We start from the raw sequence: 17,936 nt of genomic DNA, 5'->3' as shown, positions 1-17,936 counted from the left end.
GAACACCCCGAATTTCTTCAGAGTGTTCTTCTTATCGCTGCTACATTCCCCCAAAACCATAACCATCTATGCTAGCGGCCTTGCGGACCGCGGATGATTACAACTTGACGACGTTAGCTGCTTGAGGACCACGTGCGCCCTCTACGATATCAAACTCAACGGATTGGCCTTCTTCCAATGTTTTGAATCCATCAGTTTGGATAGCGGAGAAGTGTACGAATACGTCGCCACCGTCTTCACGCTCGATGAAACCGTAACCTTTTTCTGCGTTGAACCATTTAACTTTACCTTGCATGCCAAACATTCCCTTCATCATCAAATAACTGCAAGCTTTAGCCTACATTTCGAATATATCACTCCCTCAACATCCATGTCAATCCAAGTTCCACCATGTTAGCAAAATATTTAGAAAATTCGTGTATTAACATGAGGTTAACAAATTTCTACAATTTATTCACAACGAAAAACCTTGTCCTGTCGCGGTTTTCCGACATTTTCCGCAAAGTTATCAACAGAGTTATGCACATTGTCCACAGGGGTCGGTGATTTGTTTTTTCTTACATCCATACGAACGATGACACGCAATTCGCGGTGCGACGCAATGCTGAAACCGTTTGTTCAATTAAAAAAACCAAGCCCCTTTACAAGGACTTGGTCTCCATACCCCATTAGCCGTTCTTACTTCCGCTTGTCCACAAACGCACTTTCCATCGAATAATTCGTTTCATACGCATTGCGTTGCAGTCGGGCGGCATCCATTTTCTTCAAGCCATCGCCGGCTTCTGATTTCAGCTTGTGCATCGCGGTTAAGAGCAATTCATCGTACCGAAGTATACGTTGAATTTGCTCTTTATGATCAGGACGCAGCTCTACACTATTTGTAATGCCTTGTATTTCATAAATAATTCTTCCCCGCTCCGTTACGAACGTATCAAACTCTTCTTCCGTTACCGAATCGAGCTTGACTATAAAGCCTTCGGTCAGCTGCTCGAGTTCCGTTAACAGCCTATCCATGAGTAATACCGGCTGCCTGGGCGCTGGCAAGCTTGGCGGCTTGAACCCACGTTTCCTTTAATTCTACTAAGTATCCAAGCACTTCTTCCGCCGGCTCTGCAACTTTTTTAGTATTGGCTTCGATCAGCCGAAATACGAAGTAATCATAAAGTTTAACCAAATTTTCAGAGATCTCCATATTCGGGTTGGCTGTCATGGCCAATTCTCTCAAAATCTCTTGAGCTTTGCATAAATTATAGTTCACATCGTCGAACTTCCTCTGCTTAATGCCCTGGATGCCCAGACGACAAAACCGGATTGCGCCGTCGTATAACATGATGAGTAATTGTGCTGGGGTTGCCGTTTGTACAGCTGTCGCCAAATATTTATTCTGTGCTGGTATCATCGATGTTCCTCCCTAACAACTGGTTGGACCCTTGTATTTCATCTATTGGCTTAATTGGGATAAGTAACTGGACTGGGAATTATATTTATTAATAACGGCCTCCATGGCTGTAAACTTTCGATAATACATGTCTTCCTGATTTTTAATACGTTCATTGGCTACATCAATGTCCTTGTCCAATAAATACAGCTTTTTCCCGATGTAGCTTTGATCTTTGGCACCAGTATCAAAGCTGCCGGGACTCCCGGCTTTCTGGATCATTTCATTCAACGTAAGCTGCGCATGATCGTACAGCCTCTTGGCGATCCCGACATCGGATTGATCCGAATCGCCGTTTCCTGTTGCAGTAAACAAGGCCATGATAGCCTCCGGCTCTTTTTCAATCGCTTCTTTTAATTTACTTTCGTCTTTGATATACAGCTTTCCTCGTTCTATGTATTCTCCGGTCTCAATACCAATAGAAGCCAGTGTCTTATATTTCTTGCTTCCGGTTTCGACTTGAGAAAACACATCAAGCCGCATGGTGCTAACGGCTCTACTGAGGATATCATCGTTCTTGAGCATACCACTCTTGGCCTTTTCTTCCCATTGCGTGATATCCGATTCTTTCATGTCTTTCTTTTGGGTATCTGTGAGGGGTTGAAAGCTTTTATACCTGGCTTCATTAAGCTTATCGTTAAGCGTTTGTAAGATATCGTTGTAGTCTTTAACGAAAGCTTTCACTGTATCCATGATTTTATTCGTGTCGGTATCTACAGTTAATGTGGCAGGATTGCCGGGATCCTTCTTAAGTAATGTAACCTCTACCCCATTTACGGTTATCTTATTGCTTGCATAGGAGCCCTCGGGCATCCCGTTAATCGATACTTTGGCATTGACTGCAACTTTCTCATTCGGACCGCCCGTGGCCACTTTCAGACTTTGGGTTAAAAAATTGCCCGAGAAGGTTATTCTCTCGCCAAGGTTAGTTCCTGGCGCTGCGCTATCTGAAGCAGGATCCGACGGGTTGTTAACAAGCCCCGTGTTTTTGGACACAAACGATACGAATCCTGTAGTGCTATCATAAAACGCATTGACATCCGTTGTTTTGTTGATTCGGTCGATGACATCATTCAGGGAGTCTTTCGTCGGATCGAACTTCACTTTCGTCCCGTTGATCGTAAACTCGTTGCCTCCCGGATCGAAAACGTCAAATTTCCCCACTTGGGTAGAGAGTGTCAAGGTGGGATCTATCTTTTGCCCCGTCTTCCGAATGTCGCCGGCGCTGTAATTGCTTGCAGCCGTCGCCATTTCCTTGACTTCAATTTTAAACGTTCCGTTCACGGCATTACCGGTAGCTTTCGCTGAAATAGCCGCAGCGTTACCGGCAACGTCTACCGTCTTGGCTGCAAAGGTTCCCTCCAGACGATAGCTGCTTAATTTATTATTCCTAAAATCGTAAATCTTCGTGTTCATGTCGCGGTATGCTTCCCGCTGCCACTGTATCGTTTGTTTGTTTTGATAAAGCTTATCTACGGAAGCCCGCTTCGCCTGCATCAATTGACTGATAAGGCCTTCCGTATCTATGCCGCTGGCCAGACCGGATACGCGATTGATCATGAGTCACACCTTCCTTCCTTGATTATCTCCGTTCATCTATCAATATACCGGCCATCTCCCAAACCTTGGCGATAAAATCCAGGTTTTTTTCAGGGGGGATCTCCCTCAATATCTTTCCGTTCTCTTTGTCAATCACCTTTACCATAATTCGCTTCGTTTGCTCATGTACGGAAAAATCAAGCGATGTGGAATGGCCTTGCATGGCTTTTACCGCCCGGTCGATTGCTTTAATCAACTGTTCGTCGCTAACTGAAACATATTCTCCCCGTAACTCAGCTGATTTCAGATCTTTTGCGGATTGCAGGTTTACAGGCAATAATGACGCTTCGGCAGCGGCTGGCAAATCCGTTGATTTCACTCGGGCCTGCCCTTCCACCGATGTCCGTTCTCCTCCGTTGGAGGGCGTTCCGTTTATTGAAAAATTAGCGCTCATCAACATCCCCTCCCATTTCCGTTATACGGTTAGTATTTATATCGGAAACAATACGGATTTGTTTTAGAGCGATTTCGCATAATATTTTAGATTTGAACGTATTGTTGATATATTTTTTTGACCGCCCGCACCACATCTTCCACATCTTGACGTGTCATCTTGGGGAAGAGGGGTAACGTAATCGCTTCTTGGTAGAAGGCCTCGGCTTCAGGACAATGCGTGGAGCTGTAGCCCATTCTTTGATAATAAGGCTGCTTATACACGGGAATGTAGTGCACATGCACGCCTATATTTTCCGCCCGGAGCGCCAGGAAGAGTTCTTGTCTGTCTACTTTAAAAGCCTCGCGCTCAAATCTAAGCATATAGAGATGCCAGCTTGAGTTCGCGAAAGCAGCCTGATAAGGAATTCGAATACCCGGCAAATTGGCAAAAGCTTCATGATAATAAGCGGCAATCTCCCTGCGCTTGCGTACAAATTCATCCAGCTTCTTCATTTGTGAGCTGCCTAAGGCTGCCTGAAGATCTGTTAAGCGATAGTGATATCCCAGTTCGTGCATTTCATAATACCAAGGCCCTTCATCCTGCGTTAATAAGGAAGGATCTTTCGTGATTCCATGACTCCGGAAGAGCTGAAGCTTTCGGTACAAATCCTCCCGGTCCGTCACAATGACTCCTCCCTCACCGGTTGTAACGTGTTTGACAGGGTGAAAGCTGAACATCGTCATATCCGCGAAAGAGCCGATTTTTCTGTTTTGATACTCAGCACCCAGCGAATGTGCCGCATCCTGGATGACCAAAAGCCCATGCTCCCGGGCTATATTCATAATGGCCTCAATCTCTACAGGCTGCCCTGTAAAGTCCACCGGAATAATCGCTTTGGTGCGAGGAGTAATTTTTCTCTTGATATCCTCAGGATCGATGTTATAGGTCGCCGGATCGATGTCTGCGAACACCGGAGTCCCGCCGCAATATAAGACGCAGTTGCTGCTGGCCACAAACGTAATCGGTGTGGTGATCACTTCGTCGCCGGTCCCTATACCCGCCGCGAAGCACGCGCCATGCAGTGCCGCTGTACCGCTGGAAAAGGCAACGGCGTATCGGGCTCCTGCATACGATGCCACTTCTTTTTCAAATTCCGTGATGTAAGGGCCTTGCGTAATAAAAGGGCCGCGCAGCACGCTGACCACAGCATCGATATCCCGCTCATCGATCCACTGCTGTCCGTAAGCCAGCATGGTGGAGCGAACCGGTACACCCCCCTGTATCGCAAGCTTCTCCATGAATACATCCTCCTTCGATAAAATAAAGTCACCCGTTACATCAGGTGACTTGTTTGAATCCATTCCGCTGTTCTGCGGATGCCTTCTTCTAAGGAAACCTCCGGCTCCCAGCCTAACAGCTCTTTCGCTTTGTCATAGTTGCACAACAGCTTGGGAATCTCGCTTTGCGGATGAATATGCGTAACATGCTTGATTTTTCCATCGTCTTCTGCAATCAGCTTGGCCAGTTGGTTAATAGTGATATCTCTGCCTAAGCCTGCATTCACAATCTGCCCGTTCACCCGGCCTGAATATCCGGCCGCCACGACAAAACGCGCACAATCCTCCACATAAAGCAGGTCGCGGGTTTGCGTTCCATCTCCATAAATGTGCAGGTCTTTACCGGCCAATGTATTTTTGATGAAGATGGCTACTACGCCGCCTTCGCCGCCGGTTTTCTGGAACGGACCGTACGTATTGAAAGGGCGGATAACCACGGTTGGCAAATCATAAGCATGGTAATAGGAAAGAACCATGTTCTCCGCCGCGATTTTTGACCCTGCATAAGGCGAAGCAGGCTTGATTGGATGCTGCTCGGTAATCCCCTTATCATCCATGCAGCGATCGTATACCATGCAGGTGCTCATAAAGACAACTTTTACGGTGTGCTTCCGGCATTCTTCCAGCACATAGAAGGTTCCGACTGTATCGTTATTGAACGTAGTCTCCGGATCATCGATGGAATCTTGCACATTGATCGATGCACCCAGGTGATAGCAAACATCAAAGCGTCCTTCGGCAAAAAGCTTTTCGAGCAAGCCCCGATTTTTGATATCGCCTATAACAAACTGGACTAGCCCCGGATGTCCTTGAAACTCATCCAGGTTATCTTCGCGTCCGTTGGACAAATCGTCCAATACCGAAACCTGATGTCCGTCGTTCAATAATCGTTTAACGACCCACCGGCCGATAAATCCGGCGCCTCCTGTGACCAATACGTTCATCAGCTTTCCCTCTCTTCTTTTACCGTGTCACGCGTTTTACCGTGTCACGCGATATTTAAAAGGCCCGAATTAATGGAGGCTCCTGATGCCCCAGTTCTCCGTCCAAATATTTGTCTACGATATCATTGTTAAAGGTATTGTAGATCAAGCGTAAATGCTGCGGTTTCCAGTCCTTTGATAAAAATAGCTTGCCGTTTGATCTTTGCGGTTCTTTAGGCAAGTCTGCTCCGCTTCTCAGCAGCCCGACCAGCTTCACGATATCGTCAGCCGCTTGCCTCACAGCTTTACAGGCCACATCGTGAATTCCATCGCCTTGCGATAATTCAGGGACCGAGTGATGGACAATGTCCCCTCCATCCAAGCTGGAAGTGAGATAATGAACCGTCATGCCCGCCCAATTGGGCTGAAGAAAGTAAAAAGGCCAGAATAAAGTAATGCTGCCTCTATACCATGGGGATAACCCTCCATGAATATTCCAAGCATACGCCGGAAATTTGGCCAGCAGAGCGTCATCAATCTTGTGAACACCAAAGCTGATTACAATATCCGGTCCATTAGATTGTACCCAATCGGCCACCTTCTCGGAATTAAGTTCACCCGATGTCACATTCATCTGAGAAATATCGGTCCAATCCAATCCCTCTGCCTGTCCAAACCAACGTCTCTCTGCTGCTTCACGGTCGGAGAAGTGGCGTATAAAGTTGACCCGGTCTTGATCCGACAATCCCTCCGGCGGGGCAGGAACGAAGTCCTCCCGGTTTTCGATCAAAAGACCCTGCAGCATACCCGCTTCCTTCAGCTTTTGGGCTATATATAGATGTCTTGGATGCGAGCCGGTTAAAAAAACGACTTTCATGTCATCATCTCATTTCTTGGCTCCAAGAAAGGACCCTTCAATAATTGTTTATCTATTAACATGTTTATAATGGGTTCAAGATCTGTTAGAGAGCAGTTGCATTTCTCAGCAATCTCCAGTAAAGAATAGCAACCGTCGCAATAGTTTAGCAGCATCAGTATCCGGTCAAGCTGCATACGATTATCGGCAACGTTATTGCTGGAGTAAATTCCGTTAAGAGGGAAATTCAAATCCGGGTATAAGTCGTGTTTGTCCAGCTTCACCTCTCCAAACGGACGCTGATTCACATAAAATCCGTTCAACTCAAGAGCTTTCAATACGCTTTCCAACTCGTCGACACTTTGCTGCAGGGCTTCAATTGTCATGACTTCTTTAGTATCGCAGGAATTATGGTACCCCGGATAGCAATTGTACACCATTCGGGACATTTGTCCTACCGGAAGATTGAATCCTGGGGAGCAGTACTGACGTTCGTCAGAGCCGTTAATCGGTGTAAAAGACCGAATATTCCCTTGTAGCGATTGAAATCTGAACAAATGCTCGACCACTTGATCCACAGGTGAACTGCCGCGGCGGGATGTTTTGTAGCTTAACGGGTGCTCAAGACCGCCCAAACACGTTAGCACTAACCCAGAATATAGGCTCTCCTTGAGTTTTGCCCCAAAACGATGGAGGTACGTGATGCTTCCGATCGTTTCCGGGACAAACACAAACCTATACGTAAATCTTCTTCTCGGCCAAGACGCCAGTCTCCGGTAAAGAAAGGCTGCTGTCACCGGACCGCTGAGCTCATTATTTGCCATTGATGGATGGCATATATACGTGCTGATTAAAATTTCCCTATCGCTTTCTCCAGGCAAAATCGAATGAGCAAAGTTCAACTCGCCATCCACATGATCACTATCGATATAAGCATGGTAGGTCCCCTCTTCCAACTGCTCCATGAGCCGGTGGGGAAGGCAAAAGCCCCATCTCTCTTTATAATAAGAAGTAACGTAAGGAATGGCCTCAGGCATATGAGGGATTGTAAACAAATGCTTTTTCAATTCGTCCAAGCTCATTCTCCGGTCAATTGGAACGCTATAATTCAACACATGTAAATTACTGTCTTTGAAATCAATAATTTTGGAACCATCCGGCCCTTTTACCCATGCATCGCGAATACGCCATTCCTTTGGAATTTGCCAATCAAATACCGGACTGCCTGTTGGTTGCCCAAAATGTTCCAAGGGTAAATATTCGCCTAAAATCTCCAAGCTCTCCCGCAATCCCGGACCCGTAATGCTTCGGCAGATTGGAAATAATCGATCAAACAACTCATCCATGCTGCGATGCTCTTCGATTGTTTTCAAGAGGTGTAAAGCTCCTTCTCTATAAAATGCTGTCCCATGTAACTGGAGCGCCCTTTTTAATCTCCCGATTAACTTTACGGCCCAGAAGGATGTCATAATACTTTGGCGCTAAACCTAGACCAGGACGGATGACTCGCAAATTATCTTTGGTCAGGACATCCCCAGGCTTGAGATCCTCGGCAAAATAAAGAGAGCGGCGATGTTTGAGCGATCCCTCTTCTTTGGATTGAAGACCATACTGTACTTTGCCTAGAGATTGCCATGCCCTTTCACTTTCTACGACTAAAGCATTCATCTCCTCCGGCTCCATGGAGAAAACGGAATCCACTCCGCCATCGGCGCGACGAAGTGTGAAATGCTTCTCAATCACGGTTGCGCCCAGTGCAATACCTGCTAGAGGGGCCCCGATGCCAAACGTGTGATCGGACACCCCTACCTCGCACTGGAACAGCTGCTTCATATGAGGGATGGTCAACAAATTCGAATCCTCCGGCGTAGCCGGGTAAGAGCTTGTGCATTTGAGAAGAACCAGCTGTTCGCCACCGGCTTCCCGGGCAGCACGTACCATCTCGTCAAGCTCTGCAATCGATGCCATTCCGGTTGAAATAATTAACGGTTTTCCTGTTGATGCCGCTTTACGGATCAAAGGAAGATCTACATTCTCAAAAGAAGCTATCTTGTAACATGGGACATCAAGCTCTTCCAAAAAGTCAACAGCTGTTTCATCAAAAGGGGTACTAAAGCAAATGATCCCGAGTTCCTTGCACCGTTTAAAAATTGGCTCGTGCCACTCCCAAGGCGTATAAGCCTGTTGGTATAACGTATAAAGAGAATTGCCTTTCCATAAGCTGTTGGGATCATCGATGAAAAATTCGCCCTCGTTGATATCAAGTGTCATCGTTTCGGCAGTATAAGTTTGCAGCTTCAACGCATCGGCCCCTGCTTTCGCAGCGGCCTCTACAATCTGCAATGCCCTCTCCAGCGACTGATTATGATTTCCCGACATTTCAGCTATAATGAAAGGCCGATAACCGGAACCGATTTTGCGATGGCCTATTGTAATTTCCGACATGTTTATTCCTCCGCTTCCCTTAACAAGCAAATGGATCTTTGTATGCATTCAATCCTAATAAATTTGCCAATTCGTCCAGGCTCTCGATTTGATGTTCAGCTTCATAATCATTTGGCTTGATAAGCTCGCTAAAAGCACCCCTTATAATGCGAACAGTACGAAAACCAAGAGGTTTAATGCCCACGAAATCTTTATTAGGGTTATCTCCGATATATACAACATCCTTGGGATCAACCTGTTCTCTCTCACATATTTTCATAAAACAATGCGGAGAAGGCTTCTCATTCTTTATTCCGTACCTTCGCGTGATATAACAATGGCGAATAAACTCATGATCATAAAGCCCCAAAGCTTGTAATTTACTTTGCTGAACCAGCTTATTGCCGTCCGTCACAATATACATCGGATAGGCTTTCAGTTCTTCAAGACAACGACGGGCATCGTCATATAGCGAAATATCAGGACGATGCATACGGTAAATATTTAAGCAATGAAGGATGTTCCCTTTCGTCTCCAGACCATACCGTGCAAGAACACAATTAAATACTTTTCCCCTGCCGTGCCTCTGCAATTCCAACCACATGGTTTGAAACGTTTCTTCCGGCTTCAAACCGAATCGATTATGCAAATCGAATGAAACGGCTTTAAACCCACTCTCTACAAACGTAAGCTCTTTATATAACGTGTCATCCAAGTCGAACACGACTACGGTCATACGATCAAATCCTCAGCGAAGCGTATTAGCCGCTTCTCTTTTTTTGAACGTAAGAACGGGTATTCGCTAATATCAGCACCTGCAGATTCCAGTAAGAACCAATAAAAACTGTCCAGTCCCGCTTCTACGCTAAGCGTAGATGCTCCACCGAATCTAGTGTTGCATTCAATGATATGCGGCATACCCTTTTCATCTACGAGCACTTGGAGTACGGCATGTCCATATAATCCAAGATGGTCCGCTATATCATAGGCCAGCTTCTCCAACTCAGGGTTATTCTCGGTCTTCGAAATCTGCGATTCGCCATTAACGACTAAATCACGCGAACGGACAATCGTTCCCTTAACACGGCCCATTCTGTCACGGTACAGGTCTATGGAATACTCTTTCCCTATAATGAAAGGCTGAAAAATCGGCTGCTTTAGATTCAATGCATGCAAAACCGCCATCTCTTTATTGAGGTCAAGCCCCAAACTTTCCGAGCCCGCGCCGAATCTCTCTTTTACAACATATTTTTCAGCTTCCATGTCCTTTATTGAAGTTGAAGTAGGGATCGCCGGGAACCCTGCATTTTTTAACGTTTCGTAGAAAAGCTGTTTATCCAAGCATTTTTGTACGGTATCAGGTTTCGATATCATAACATGGATGCCATGCTGCTTAAGCTCGCTTTGATGTTCCGCATAATATGATAACTCGCCGTCACGAGTCGGGATAATACATTTGACATCGTGCTCGTTACAATAACGAATTAACTCAGTCACCGGAAGCTGACCCAGCCGTGGCATTTCCCAGAACATATCGGTGAAATGTTTCCCGATACAGTTCGGATTGTTATCGGCACCAATGATCTGCGTCTCCAACCCCAGCTTTTGGACCGCCTTGTTGACCGACTTTAGCAGAGGTATCTTTTTCGATACACTGCTAATCAGAATACGGAACGGCTCCGAGCGTACCTCAGACGAGCTACAATCACGCTCATAAGCAATCATCTCCGGGATCGTATCCTCTAGATGTCTTTCGGGAGCCCAGCCGGTCCATTTCTTGAAAAGACTCATATCCGCCTGAGAGGCTTCATATGGTATATCGCTATCACCCTCGGTTACTTTCATGTGAGGAAAATGCAGCGCAAGGACATCCAGCACTTCCTGTACCCGCCGCGCTCTCCCGCTGCCCAAGTTAACAATCCCTACAGCATCGCTCTCGGCTAAGCGGATTAATCCCTCCGCGCCATCTTCTGCGTAAATGTAATCGAATAACCCCTCTTTACGGAAGACGGTAATCGTCTCATCCTGCAGCAGAGCGCGAATCCAACGAGATATGATGTCGCGGGAATTTTTCCCGTAGCTTCGATAAATCCTTGCGCTTACGGTTTGCAGGGACGTACCGCGGAAATGGTGTAGAAACTGCAGCTCCATCTCATGCAAAAGCTTGGCGACACCACAAAGATTACGCGGATAGATTTCTCCTTCCTCCTTCAGATTCACAGCCTCGAAAGCAGGCTCCTGAAACGTATATGTGGCAGGATTATAAATTAAATAACTGGATGCAAAAACAACCTTTCGGAGCGTCGGAATATCTTTTAAGCAGTGCATCAAATGATGACTAAGCCGGACATTATGCTCATAATTTTCATTCCAAAATTCATAGGTTTCTACAGAACGCTCGAAAGTGGCAGCCAAGTGAAATACATATTCCGGCTGAAACCGTTGCAGCTCTTGACAGCTGATATAATTTAAATCACCTTGCCTGTATATAATACTCGAATCCCAACCATGTGGACGAGGCTTTATATCCCCTACCATGACTTCAGCTCCACGCTGAAGCAGTTTTTTCACAAGTTCTTGGCCTATTACACCGGCCCCGCCGCTGATAAAAACCTTTTTACCGGTTAGCATGATTAAACTCCTTTAAGCAGCCGTGTAGTAAGGAATCGACAAATTTACCGTCTACTACTGCATGTTGTCGCATCCGTCCTTCATATTGAAAACCGCTCTCTTCTAAAATCATCACATGATGTGGTCTTATATCATATGTTTCGGTAAATAGCCTGTTAAAATGGAGATCTTCAAACGCTACTTTCTTCATTAACGCAAGAAAAGCGGTAAAATCATTCCTGTACCCAGCTTTATCCATAATTCGGTTCGTATTTAAAAGGAAGGAAATCTCCGCTCTTTTGCACATCCAATCGTTATTCGTTAAACCGCCGTATCCGATACATTCTCCATCCAATAAGAAGCTGAACAAAATGATAGTAGGATGTTCTTGATCAAACGAGGGTCGGACGACATGCTGATAATAAGACTGTTGATCTTCGTCCGTCAATACCTTGCTTTGCCGCAATACCGACATTTGCTCATTTCTCCATTGCTTGATGGACAGCATGTCTTGTTGCCGCAACGTAACAGCTTCATATCCTCCAGTACGGTAGAATGATTCTTTTAAACAACGATATTTCATAACTAGATACTCCTGTCTTGTCTAAACGACCGGTTTCTGCTGGATATGGGCATTAATTGCCGCTACATCTGGATTAGCAAGTAAATATTGTACTACCGTTTGCGAAGAAATCAGCTTGTCCTGAGAATGATTGGCAATAGCTTTAAGCAGTTCATAATCTTCCGGAGTATCTAGCGTAATACGAAGCTCTGGATGCTGTAAGGACTCGGGTATCTTACAGTAAGCCGCTTTAAACCGCTCCGGATATTCGTAGGCGTAGTACGTCACATGTTCACGATGCCGGTGCTCTTTGCCGTAATGATACATGTATTCTAAGGCTTGGAATGAAACCATTTCAATGGCCAAGCCTCGCGGCAGGGCGCCTTGAAGCAGTACGATGTCACTGGGATTCTCTTCCATCACCTGCACCACTTGATTTCCCAAGTGATAATCGATAAATGGACAATCGCTGGTGACTCGAATCACATAATCGGGTGCGTACGCTTTAGCGCATTCGTAATACCGGGAAAGCACATCGTCCTCAGAACCACGGAAGCAAGTCACTCCGTTTTCTTCACACCACTCTACGATAGGTTCATCCTGCTCTAAGGTTGAGGTAGCCACGATGACATCCTGCACTTGGTTGATTTGTCTGCAGCGTGTTACATCATAATCCAGTACCGTGGTCATCCCGAGAGGCTTTAAGATTTTTCCTGGCAGTCGGGTCGACCCCATACGTGCCTGGATAATCAGAATAATCTTCATTCTTGGGTTCCGCCTTTAACTTTTTCTTCAAACAACCGCAATGCCCTAGCCACGCACGCATCCATATCATAATATTTGTACTCGGCAAGTCGTCCGAGCAAGACGAATTGATCAAATTCCTTCGCTTTATCCCTATACTTTTCATATCTTTCTTGATTTTCAGGGCGCGGGATCGGGTAGTAAGGTATATTTTGCCCTTCCACATCTTTGATATAGGCTTGCGGATACTCTTTCACGATGGTTGTATATCCATGCTGCTGTCCGGTTAAGTGCTTAAACTCGGTAATTCGCGTAAAATCATACTCATTCGGGTAGTTAACCGTGCCGACATTCTGAAAACGTTCTTGATGGAGCGTTTCAAACTGAAAACGCAGCGAGCGATACGGGAGTTCCCCATACTCGTAATCAAAAAGCTCATCAATCTTTCCGGTAAAAATAACCTTGCCCCTAAAAGGCACCCCAAAAAGTGTCACAGCCTTCCGTTCCCAATCAGCCTTGATCACTTCCCTATAATCGGTATTCAGCATGATCTTGATGTTCGGATGGCCCAACATCCTTTCGAACATCGCCGTATAGCCCTTTTGGGGCATGCCTTGGTAAGCATCTTGGAAATAACGGTCATCCCTAGAGATATAAATGGGAACTCTTCCAGTAACTAAGGGATCGAGCTCCTCAGGCCTCATTCCCCACTGCTTGGTGGTGTAGTTCAGAAACACCTTCTCATAGACGAACTCCGCCAACCATTTTAAGTCCACATCATCCGTGTTCCGCAGCTTCAGGATCGGCACCTTCACATTATAACCGAAAGCTCGAAGAAGCTTGTCTTCCAGCTTGGCCGCTGTGTGAGTCGGCAGAAGCGTATATAGTGTATTTAGGTTAAAAGGAATAGGAGCCTTGTTCCCGTCAACGCTTCCCAGAACATGGTGATGATACAAATACCAATCCGTATATTGAGACAGATAATCCCATACATATTTAACTCTTGTATGAAAAATATGCGGCCCGTATTGATGGACGAGCAATCCCGATTCATCATACCGATCGTAGACATTTCCGGCGATATGGCGACGTTTCTCAATGATAAGTACTTTCTTGTTCAATTCATTGGCAATCCGTTCTGCCATGACTGAGCCGGAAAAACCCGCACCCACGATGATATAGTCGAACATAGGGAGACCTCCATTAAACCTTATTTCTTCTTCAATCTTCTAAGCATCATCGGCAACCCAATAGTTAACGGAACCGCAAGCAGAACCGTAACTAGCACTGAAATAGCCGAAATCAATAAGCTGCGAGCTCCCATACCGATAATGGAGACCATGCTAACTGGGCGCAAATCAGAGATGAGATTACAAATATAGCGTTTCTTAGCATTTATCGTTAATGAAAACAGAAGTACATTTAAAAAACCTGCTCCTGTCAAATTGGATACCGGAACGATGACACAATCAAATTTCTGATCTTTGAATTCTTGCACTGGACGCCAAAAAGAAAAGCTTTGTTTATAAGGATACACATATATTTTACTTAACAATTTATATTTCTCGGCTAGCTTAACACCATGCTCATGAGTTAACATTTGAAACCGATGATCGGGCAGTGCCTCTTCTATCGCTGGAAAATTTTTATCCAGTTGTTGAAAGCTTGCCGAACGTATAATTAGAGCATTTTTCAGATTGACCAACCACCTTTCGATTACCGATAAAACGTAAAAAAGACATCAAAGGGGACCCGAAGGCGCTGAACAATATCAGCCCGAACAGCTTTTCGCTTATTTCGGATTGCGTCCGACTGACTGAAGGCGGCAATTAAAGCTTTGAGATATACATTTGTTCTTTGCTCCATGGATGCATATAAACAATCGTAGATTAACTTGAGAGTCTGTTTTACAGCCGCTCTAATCGGATAGTTCTTCCACACAATCCAAAAGGCGTTTCTAGTGTAATAATAAGGCGCCCTCCACGACGCTCGATTTTGTGGCGAGAATTTATGATAAGCAACCACATCTGAAAAAAACTCGATCTTATAGTTCAAGTCTAAAATACGGAAAGCGACGTCCAGTTCATTATTATAAAGAAAAAAATCTTCAGGGTAGAACCCAACTTCTTTAAATATATCTTTTCGAACACCAGCTCCAGCTCCGTTAAAAGACATCAGATAATCTTTTGTGATTGCAGCCGTGTTAACATCTCCACTTTCCGCTTCCATCGTTTTTACTTCGTCATAGTTGAAGTAATTTCGAACGTCGAAAGCTACCACGCCTAATTGTGGATCTTTCTGAAATTTATCAACCATTCGACGGATAGCTTGTTTAGCAGGAAAAGAATCATCATCTAGAATAACGATATATTCACCGCTTGCATTCTCAAACCCAATGTTATAAGCCTCGATCCCTAGGTTCTTATACATGCGAATTAATCGCGCTTCGGGAAATTCCTGTTCTACCATCGTCTGTGTTCCATCCGTTGAGCCGTTGTCTACTACAATGACCTCTAAAGCTCCGTATTCGATCTCACGAATACGCTGCAGGCTTTCGTACACATCTTCTTTGCGGTTCCAACAAAGCATAACGATGCTCACGCATGGCTCCTTCATCCCTGGGCCTCCTTGCCTATTTGAAGGCTAAATATTTGCGGCGATCTACCGACATCTTGAAATTTTGTTCTGATATCCATGATAATATCGCTAATAAAAGAAAGGGAGCCAACTGCAAAAACATTAATGTTTTTTGACAAAGCCGATGTTAACGAGATCACTTCTACTCCATCTATCTTCTGTCCCCAAAGGGAAGGTTTTCTATCTACAAAGTAAGCTACTTTAATTTGATTTAAACGGGCAATTTTCAGTAATGATTGTCCTACATCACCTGCCCCGTAGATCGTAATTTCGTGAATATGGGCTTGTCGAAGATTGGATACAAGATGACTCATCATGTAAAGATATCCATGGGCAGTGCTATTCTTCAAATAATGCCGAAAAATTACAGCAGGGTCAGATCGTGTGACTACACCTTGAGGCCAGTAAACCTCAGTAGCTTTAAATCCAAAGCGGCCTAGCTCTAAAAAATGCTCCGAACCTAATCGATTACATAATTCTAAATCTTCTTTTGTGCAAATGCTGCTTGCATGCTCACTTCCAAAGTTATCATCATGTGTCAAACCACCAAATTGATGAGCCTCTTCGGCTGTTGGCATGTCAATAACTCTATGAATAAGTTTAGCAAAATCACGGTTTGACGCGTCTGGAATTTTCATCAGTTGTGATTTTTTCTCTTTTAAGTAGTACCAATAAGCTTGAAAGGCCATTACACCTTCTTGACAGATTTGTTTTTTTCTAATTTCTTCTTCTCCATATTTTAATTTCCCTAATATTGGCTTTGAGGCACCTTGGTGTTGTTCATAACCTAATGTGGAGCCTATTTCACCCATTAACAACTCTTCCAAAAATTCAGGACTTCTCATAATAGTCTTGATTAAATCGTGGTTTTCCCCACTATTTCCCGTAAACCCACGAATATCGAGCCCCGCTAGAAGATGATGCTTCGTTTCTTCGCCGCCAACGGCAAGAAGATGACTTATATCGAAAGGAATGCCTGATATTTTCAATGCAGCATTTATAGATCTTTGGATTGTTCCTTTAAAGCCTAAATCAACGGTCACGATGCCGTCAAAAGAATTACAGCTTTGTTGTAAGTATTGAACTAAATCATTTCTTCTTTTATCAATAACTTCCCGTATTTTCTCTTGCACAACCGAGCTTGTCAGTACATTCTTCAAGCTCTGCTTCAAATTGCCGCCCTGCGACAAAACAATTTTTGCCGATTCACTTAATGGTATATGAGCAAAATCTAGGTAAGCTTGCAGTTCCTTTTCTAATTCAAGCATTCGTATGAGATCCGCCACAGTAAAATGATTTCTCTCGAATAAATTACCGAAATGCTCCTCATCGAACGCATCCAGCCCCGCTAAAAAAGTAGCTTGTCTGGAAACGTACAAAGGTTCGATTTTTATATCAAGCCGCCGCATTTGCGCCGCCTTCTTGAGCATGCCGGTAAGCAATATTCCCTCCCTGAGAAATGGATAAATGGCCTTTCTTCGCTCTTGAACACAAATGTCCAGTATCCAGTCACAATAGGCTGCTAAAAAAGGCCCATATACTTCAGCCCCGAATCGAAACCAAAATTGATCATCCTCTGGGTATTCAGCCGATGTTGCTCCAGCTAGCTTTCGAATCGATTGTAATTGGGGCAAAATATCATGATGTCGAACTTTCTCCCATTCAAAAACACCTTCAAAATCAGATGGTATTACTTTATAGTGAATAGCCTTGATACCAAACTGGATTGCCCCGTATACATCCGCATCTGCGCTATCCCCTATATGTAGATACGCATCGATATTTTCATTAGGAAAACGCGTCACCATTTTATGAAAGAGGTTCCCATTAGCCTTGCCCCCACCCTCTTCATTGGAAACGAACATGAAGTCAATCAACGATTCTTCTAGTCCTGACGAACTGATAAGTCTCTTGATTTGCTCTGAGGAAAGATACATATCCGATAGAAGAACAATCTTGGTTCCATTTTTTTTAACACTCTTAATTAGTGACTCGATATTAGGATTTAGATAGCAGACTTGCCTTTCTACTTCTAATTCGAGGTTCATAATCTTAGCTCGATCGCCTATGTTTTGCGGTAACATTTCATATATTTGCTCGAAAGTAACCTCGTCATGCCCTGCTTCTTTTTTGAGTCTGAATCTTGCCTTTCTCTCAGCTAATATACGGATTTCTTGAAACTCTTTTGCCGTTAATCCATTTCTTACAAGTTGCATTTGAATGGCTTGCTGTCCCAACAGGTAGAAGACATCAACAGGCTTCTCACAAGTTCTTAATAAAAGTGTATCAAACACATCTAAGCTCAAGATTTTAATATTATTGACATAGCCGATGATTGTATTTAGGTATCGATCTCTTTTCCAAAGCGAATCATCGAACGGCTTGTCCCACCATTGAACAGATGTCATATTTCCCCACTCGTTTCCTAGT

The 17,936-nt window shown here is 44.5% G+C and carries 18 protein-coding genes; all 18 read right to left on the bottom strand.

Annotation, left to right across the window (positions count from 1 at the left end; translation table 11 throughout):
• Positions 1-97: 97 nt before the first annotated feature.
• Positions 98-295 (bottom strand): cold shock domain-containing protein, encoded by a 198-nt coding sequence (locus tag PVA01S_RS24725; protein ID WP_010496818.1) that lies wholly within the window; start codon positions 293-295, stop codon positions 98-100.
• Between the two features lie 383 nt (positions 296-678).
• On the bottom strand, positions 679-1,014 hold the full coding sequence (locus PVA01S_RS24720) for a hypothetical protein (RefSeq protein ID WP_054797840.1): 336 nt from the start codon (positions 1,012-1,014) through the stop codon (positions 679-681).
• A complete protein-coding gene (gene fliS / locus PVA01S_RS24715; protein WP_127610384.1) occupies positions 1,007-1,399 on the bottom strand; it encodes a flagellar export chaperone FliS in 393 nt (130 codons plus the stop codon). The genes PVA01S_RS24720 and fliS overlap by 8 nt, the downstream gene beginning before the upstream one ends.
• A 42-nt stretch (positions 1,400-1,441) precedes the next feature.
• On the bottom strand, positions 1,442-2,998 hold the full coding sequence (gene fliD, locus PVA01S_RS24710; protein WP_127610382.1) for a flagellar filament capping protein FliD: 1,557 nt from the start codon (positions 2,996-2,998) through the stop codon (positions 1,442-1,444).
• Positions 2,999-3,020: 22 nt separating this feature from the next.
• Complete coding sequence (locus PVA01S_RS24705; RefSeq protein WP_127610380.1) at positions 3,021-3,431, bottom strand: flagellar protein FlaG; 411 nt, start codon at positions 3,429-3,431, stop codon at positions 3,021-3,023.
• Between the two features lie 86 nt (positions 3,432-3,517).
• Positions 3,518-4,711, bottom strand: coding sequence for a UDP-4-amino-4,6-dideoxy-N-acetyl-beta-L-altrosamine transaminase (gene pseC, locus PVA01S_RS24700; RefSeq protein WP_201317858.1), 1,194 nt, complete (start codon positions 4,709-4,711; stop codon positions 3,518-3,520).
• A 35-nt stretch (positions 4,712-4,746) separates the two neighbouring features.
• Positions 4,747-5,694: a dTDP-glucose 4,6-dehydratase gene (locus PVA01S_RS24695; RefSeq protein WP_054797836.1), complete on the bottom strand. Its 948-nt coding sequence runs from the start codon at positions 5,692-5,694 to the stop codon at positions 4,747-4,749.
• Positions 5,695-5,749: 55 nt separating this feature from the next.
• The gene (locus PVA01S_RS24690; RefSeq protein ID WP_127610376.1) at positions 5,750-6,550 is read right to left on the bottom strand and encodes a formyl transferase; all 801 of its coding nucleotides are present in this window, start codon (positions 6,548-6,550) and stop codon (positions 5,750-5,752) included.
• Positions 6,547-7,902 carry a DUF4910 domain-containing protein gene (locus tag PVA01S_RS24685; RefSeq protein WP_230876233.1) on the bottom strand — a complete coding sequence of 452 codons (1,356 nt, stop codon included), beginning with the start codon at positions 7,900-7,902 and terminating at the stop codon, positions 6,547-6,549. Before PVA01S_RS24685 ends, PVA01S_RS24690 begins: the two co-directional genes overlap by 4 nt.
• A 19-nt stretch (positions 7,903-7,921) precedes the next feature.
• A complete protein-coding gene (gene pseI / locus PVA01S_RS24680; protein WP_127610374.1) occupies positions 7,922-8,974 on the bottom strand; it encodes a pseudaminic acid synthase in 1,053 nt (350 codons plus the stop codon).
• 19 nt (positions 8,975-8,993) lie between these two features.
• Positions 8,994-9,689, bottom strand: coding sequence for an HAD family hydrolase (locus tag PVA01S_RS24675; protein WP_054797835.1), 696 nt, complete (start codon positions 9,687-9,689; stop codon positions 8,994-8,996).
• Complete coding sequence (locus tag PVA01S_RS24670) at positions 9,686-11,584, bottom strand: NAD-dependent epimerase/dehydratase family protein (protein WP_127610372.1); 1,899 nt, start codon at positions 11,582-11,584, stop codon at positions 9,686-9,688. The genes PVA01S_RS24675 and PVA01S_RS24670 overlap by 4 nt, the downstream gene beginning before the upstream one ends.
• A complete protein-coding gene (locus PVA01S_RS24665; protein WP_054797834.1) occupies positions 11,571-12,146 on the bottom strand; it encodes a GNAT family N-acetyltransferase in 576 nt (191 codons plus the stop codon). Before PVA01S_RS24665 ends, PVA01S_RS24670 begins: the two co-directional genes overlap by 14 nt.
• A 21-nt stretch (positions 12,147-12,167) precedes the next feature.
• Positions 12,168-12,890: a cytidylyltransferase domain-containing protein gene (locus tag PVA01S_RS24660; RefSeq protein ID WP_054800139.1), complete on the bottom strand. Its 723-nt coding sequence runs from the start codon at positions 12,888-12,890 to the stop codon at positions 12,168-12,170.
• Positions 12,887-14,059 (bottom strand): UDP-galactopyranose mutase, encoded by a 1,173-nt coding sequence (glf, locus tag PVA01S_RS24655; RefSeq protein ID WP_127610370.1) that lies wholly within the window; start codon positions 14,057-14,059, stop codon positions 12,887-12,889. The genes PVA01S_RS24660 and glf overlap by 4 nt, the downstream gene beginning before the upstream one ends.
• A 20-nt stretch (positions 14,060-14,079) precedes the next feature.
• A complete protein-coding gene (locus PVA01S_RS24650) occupies positions 14,080-14,574 on the bottom strand; it encodes a hypothetical protein (protein WP_236595740.1) in 495 nt (164 codons plus the stop codon).
• 11 nt (positions 14,575-14,585) lie between these two features.
• Positions 14,586-15,485, bottom strand: a complete 900-nt coding sequence (locus PVA01S_RS24645; RefSeq protein ID WP_127610368.1) for a glycosyltransferase family 2 protein — start codon at positions 15,483-15,485, stop codon at positions 14,586-14,588.
• The coding region (locus PVA01S_RS24640) for an HAD family hydrolase (RefSeq protein WP_218029665.1) at positions 15,482-17,936 on the bottom strand (2,455 nt) is incomplete at its 5' end. The genes PVA01S_RS24640 and PVA01S_RS24645, both read right to left, overlap by 4 nt.

This window comes from Paenibacillus validus NBRC 15382 (assembly GCF_004000985.1).
Taxonomy (GTDB): domain Bacteria; phylum Bacillota; class Bacilli; order Paenibacillales; family NBRC-103111; genus Paenibacillus_G; species Paenibacillus_G validus.
This window is presented reverse-complemented; position numbering and strand designations above follow the sequence as displayed.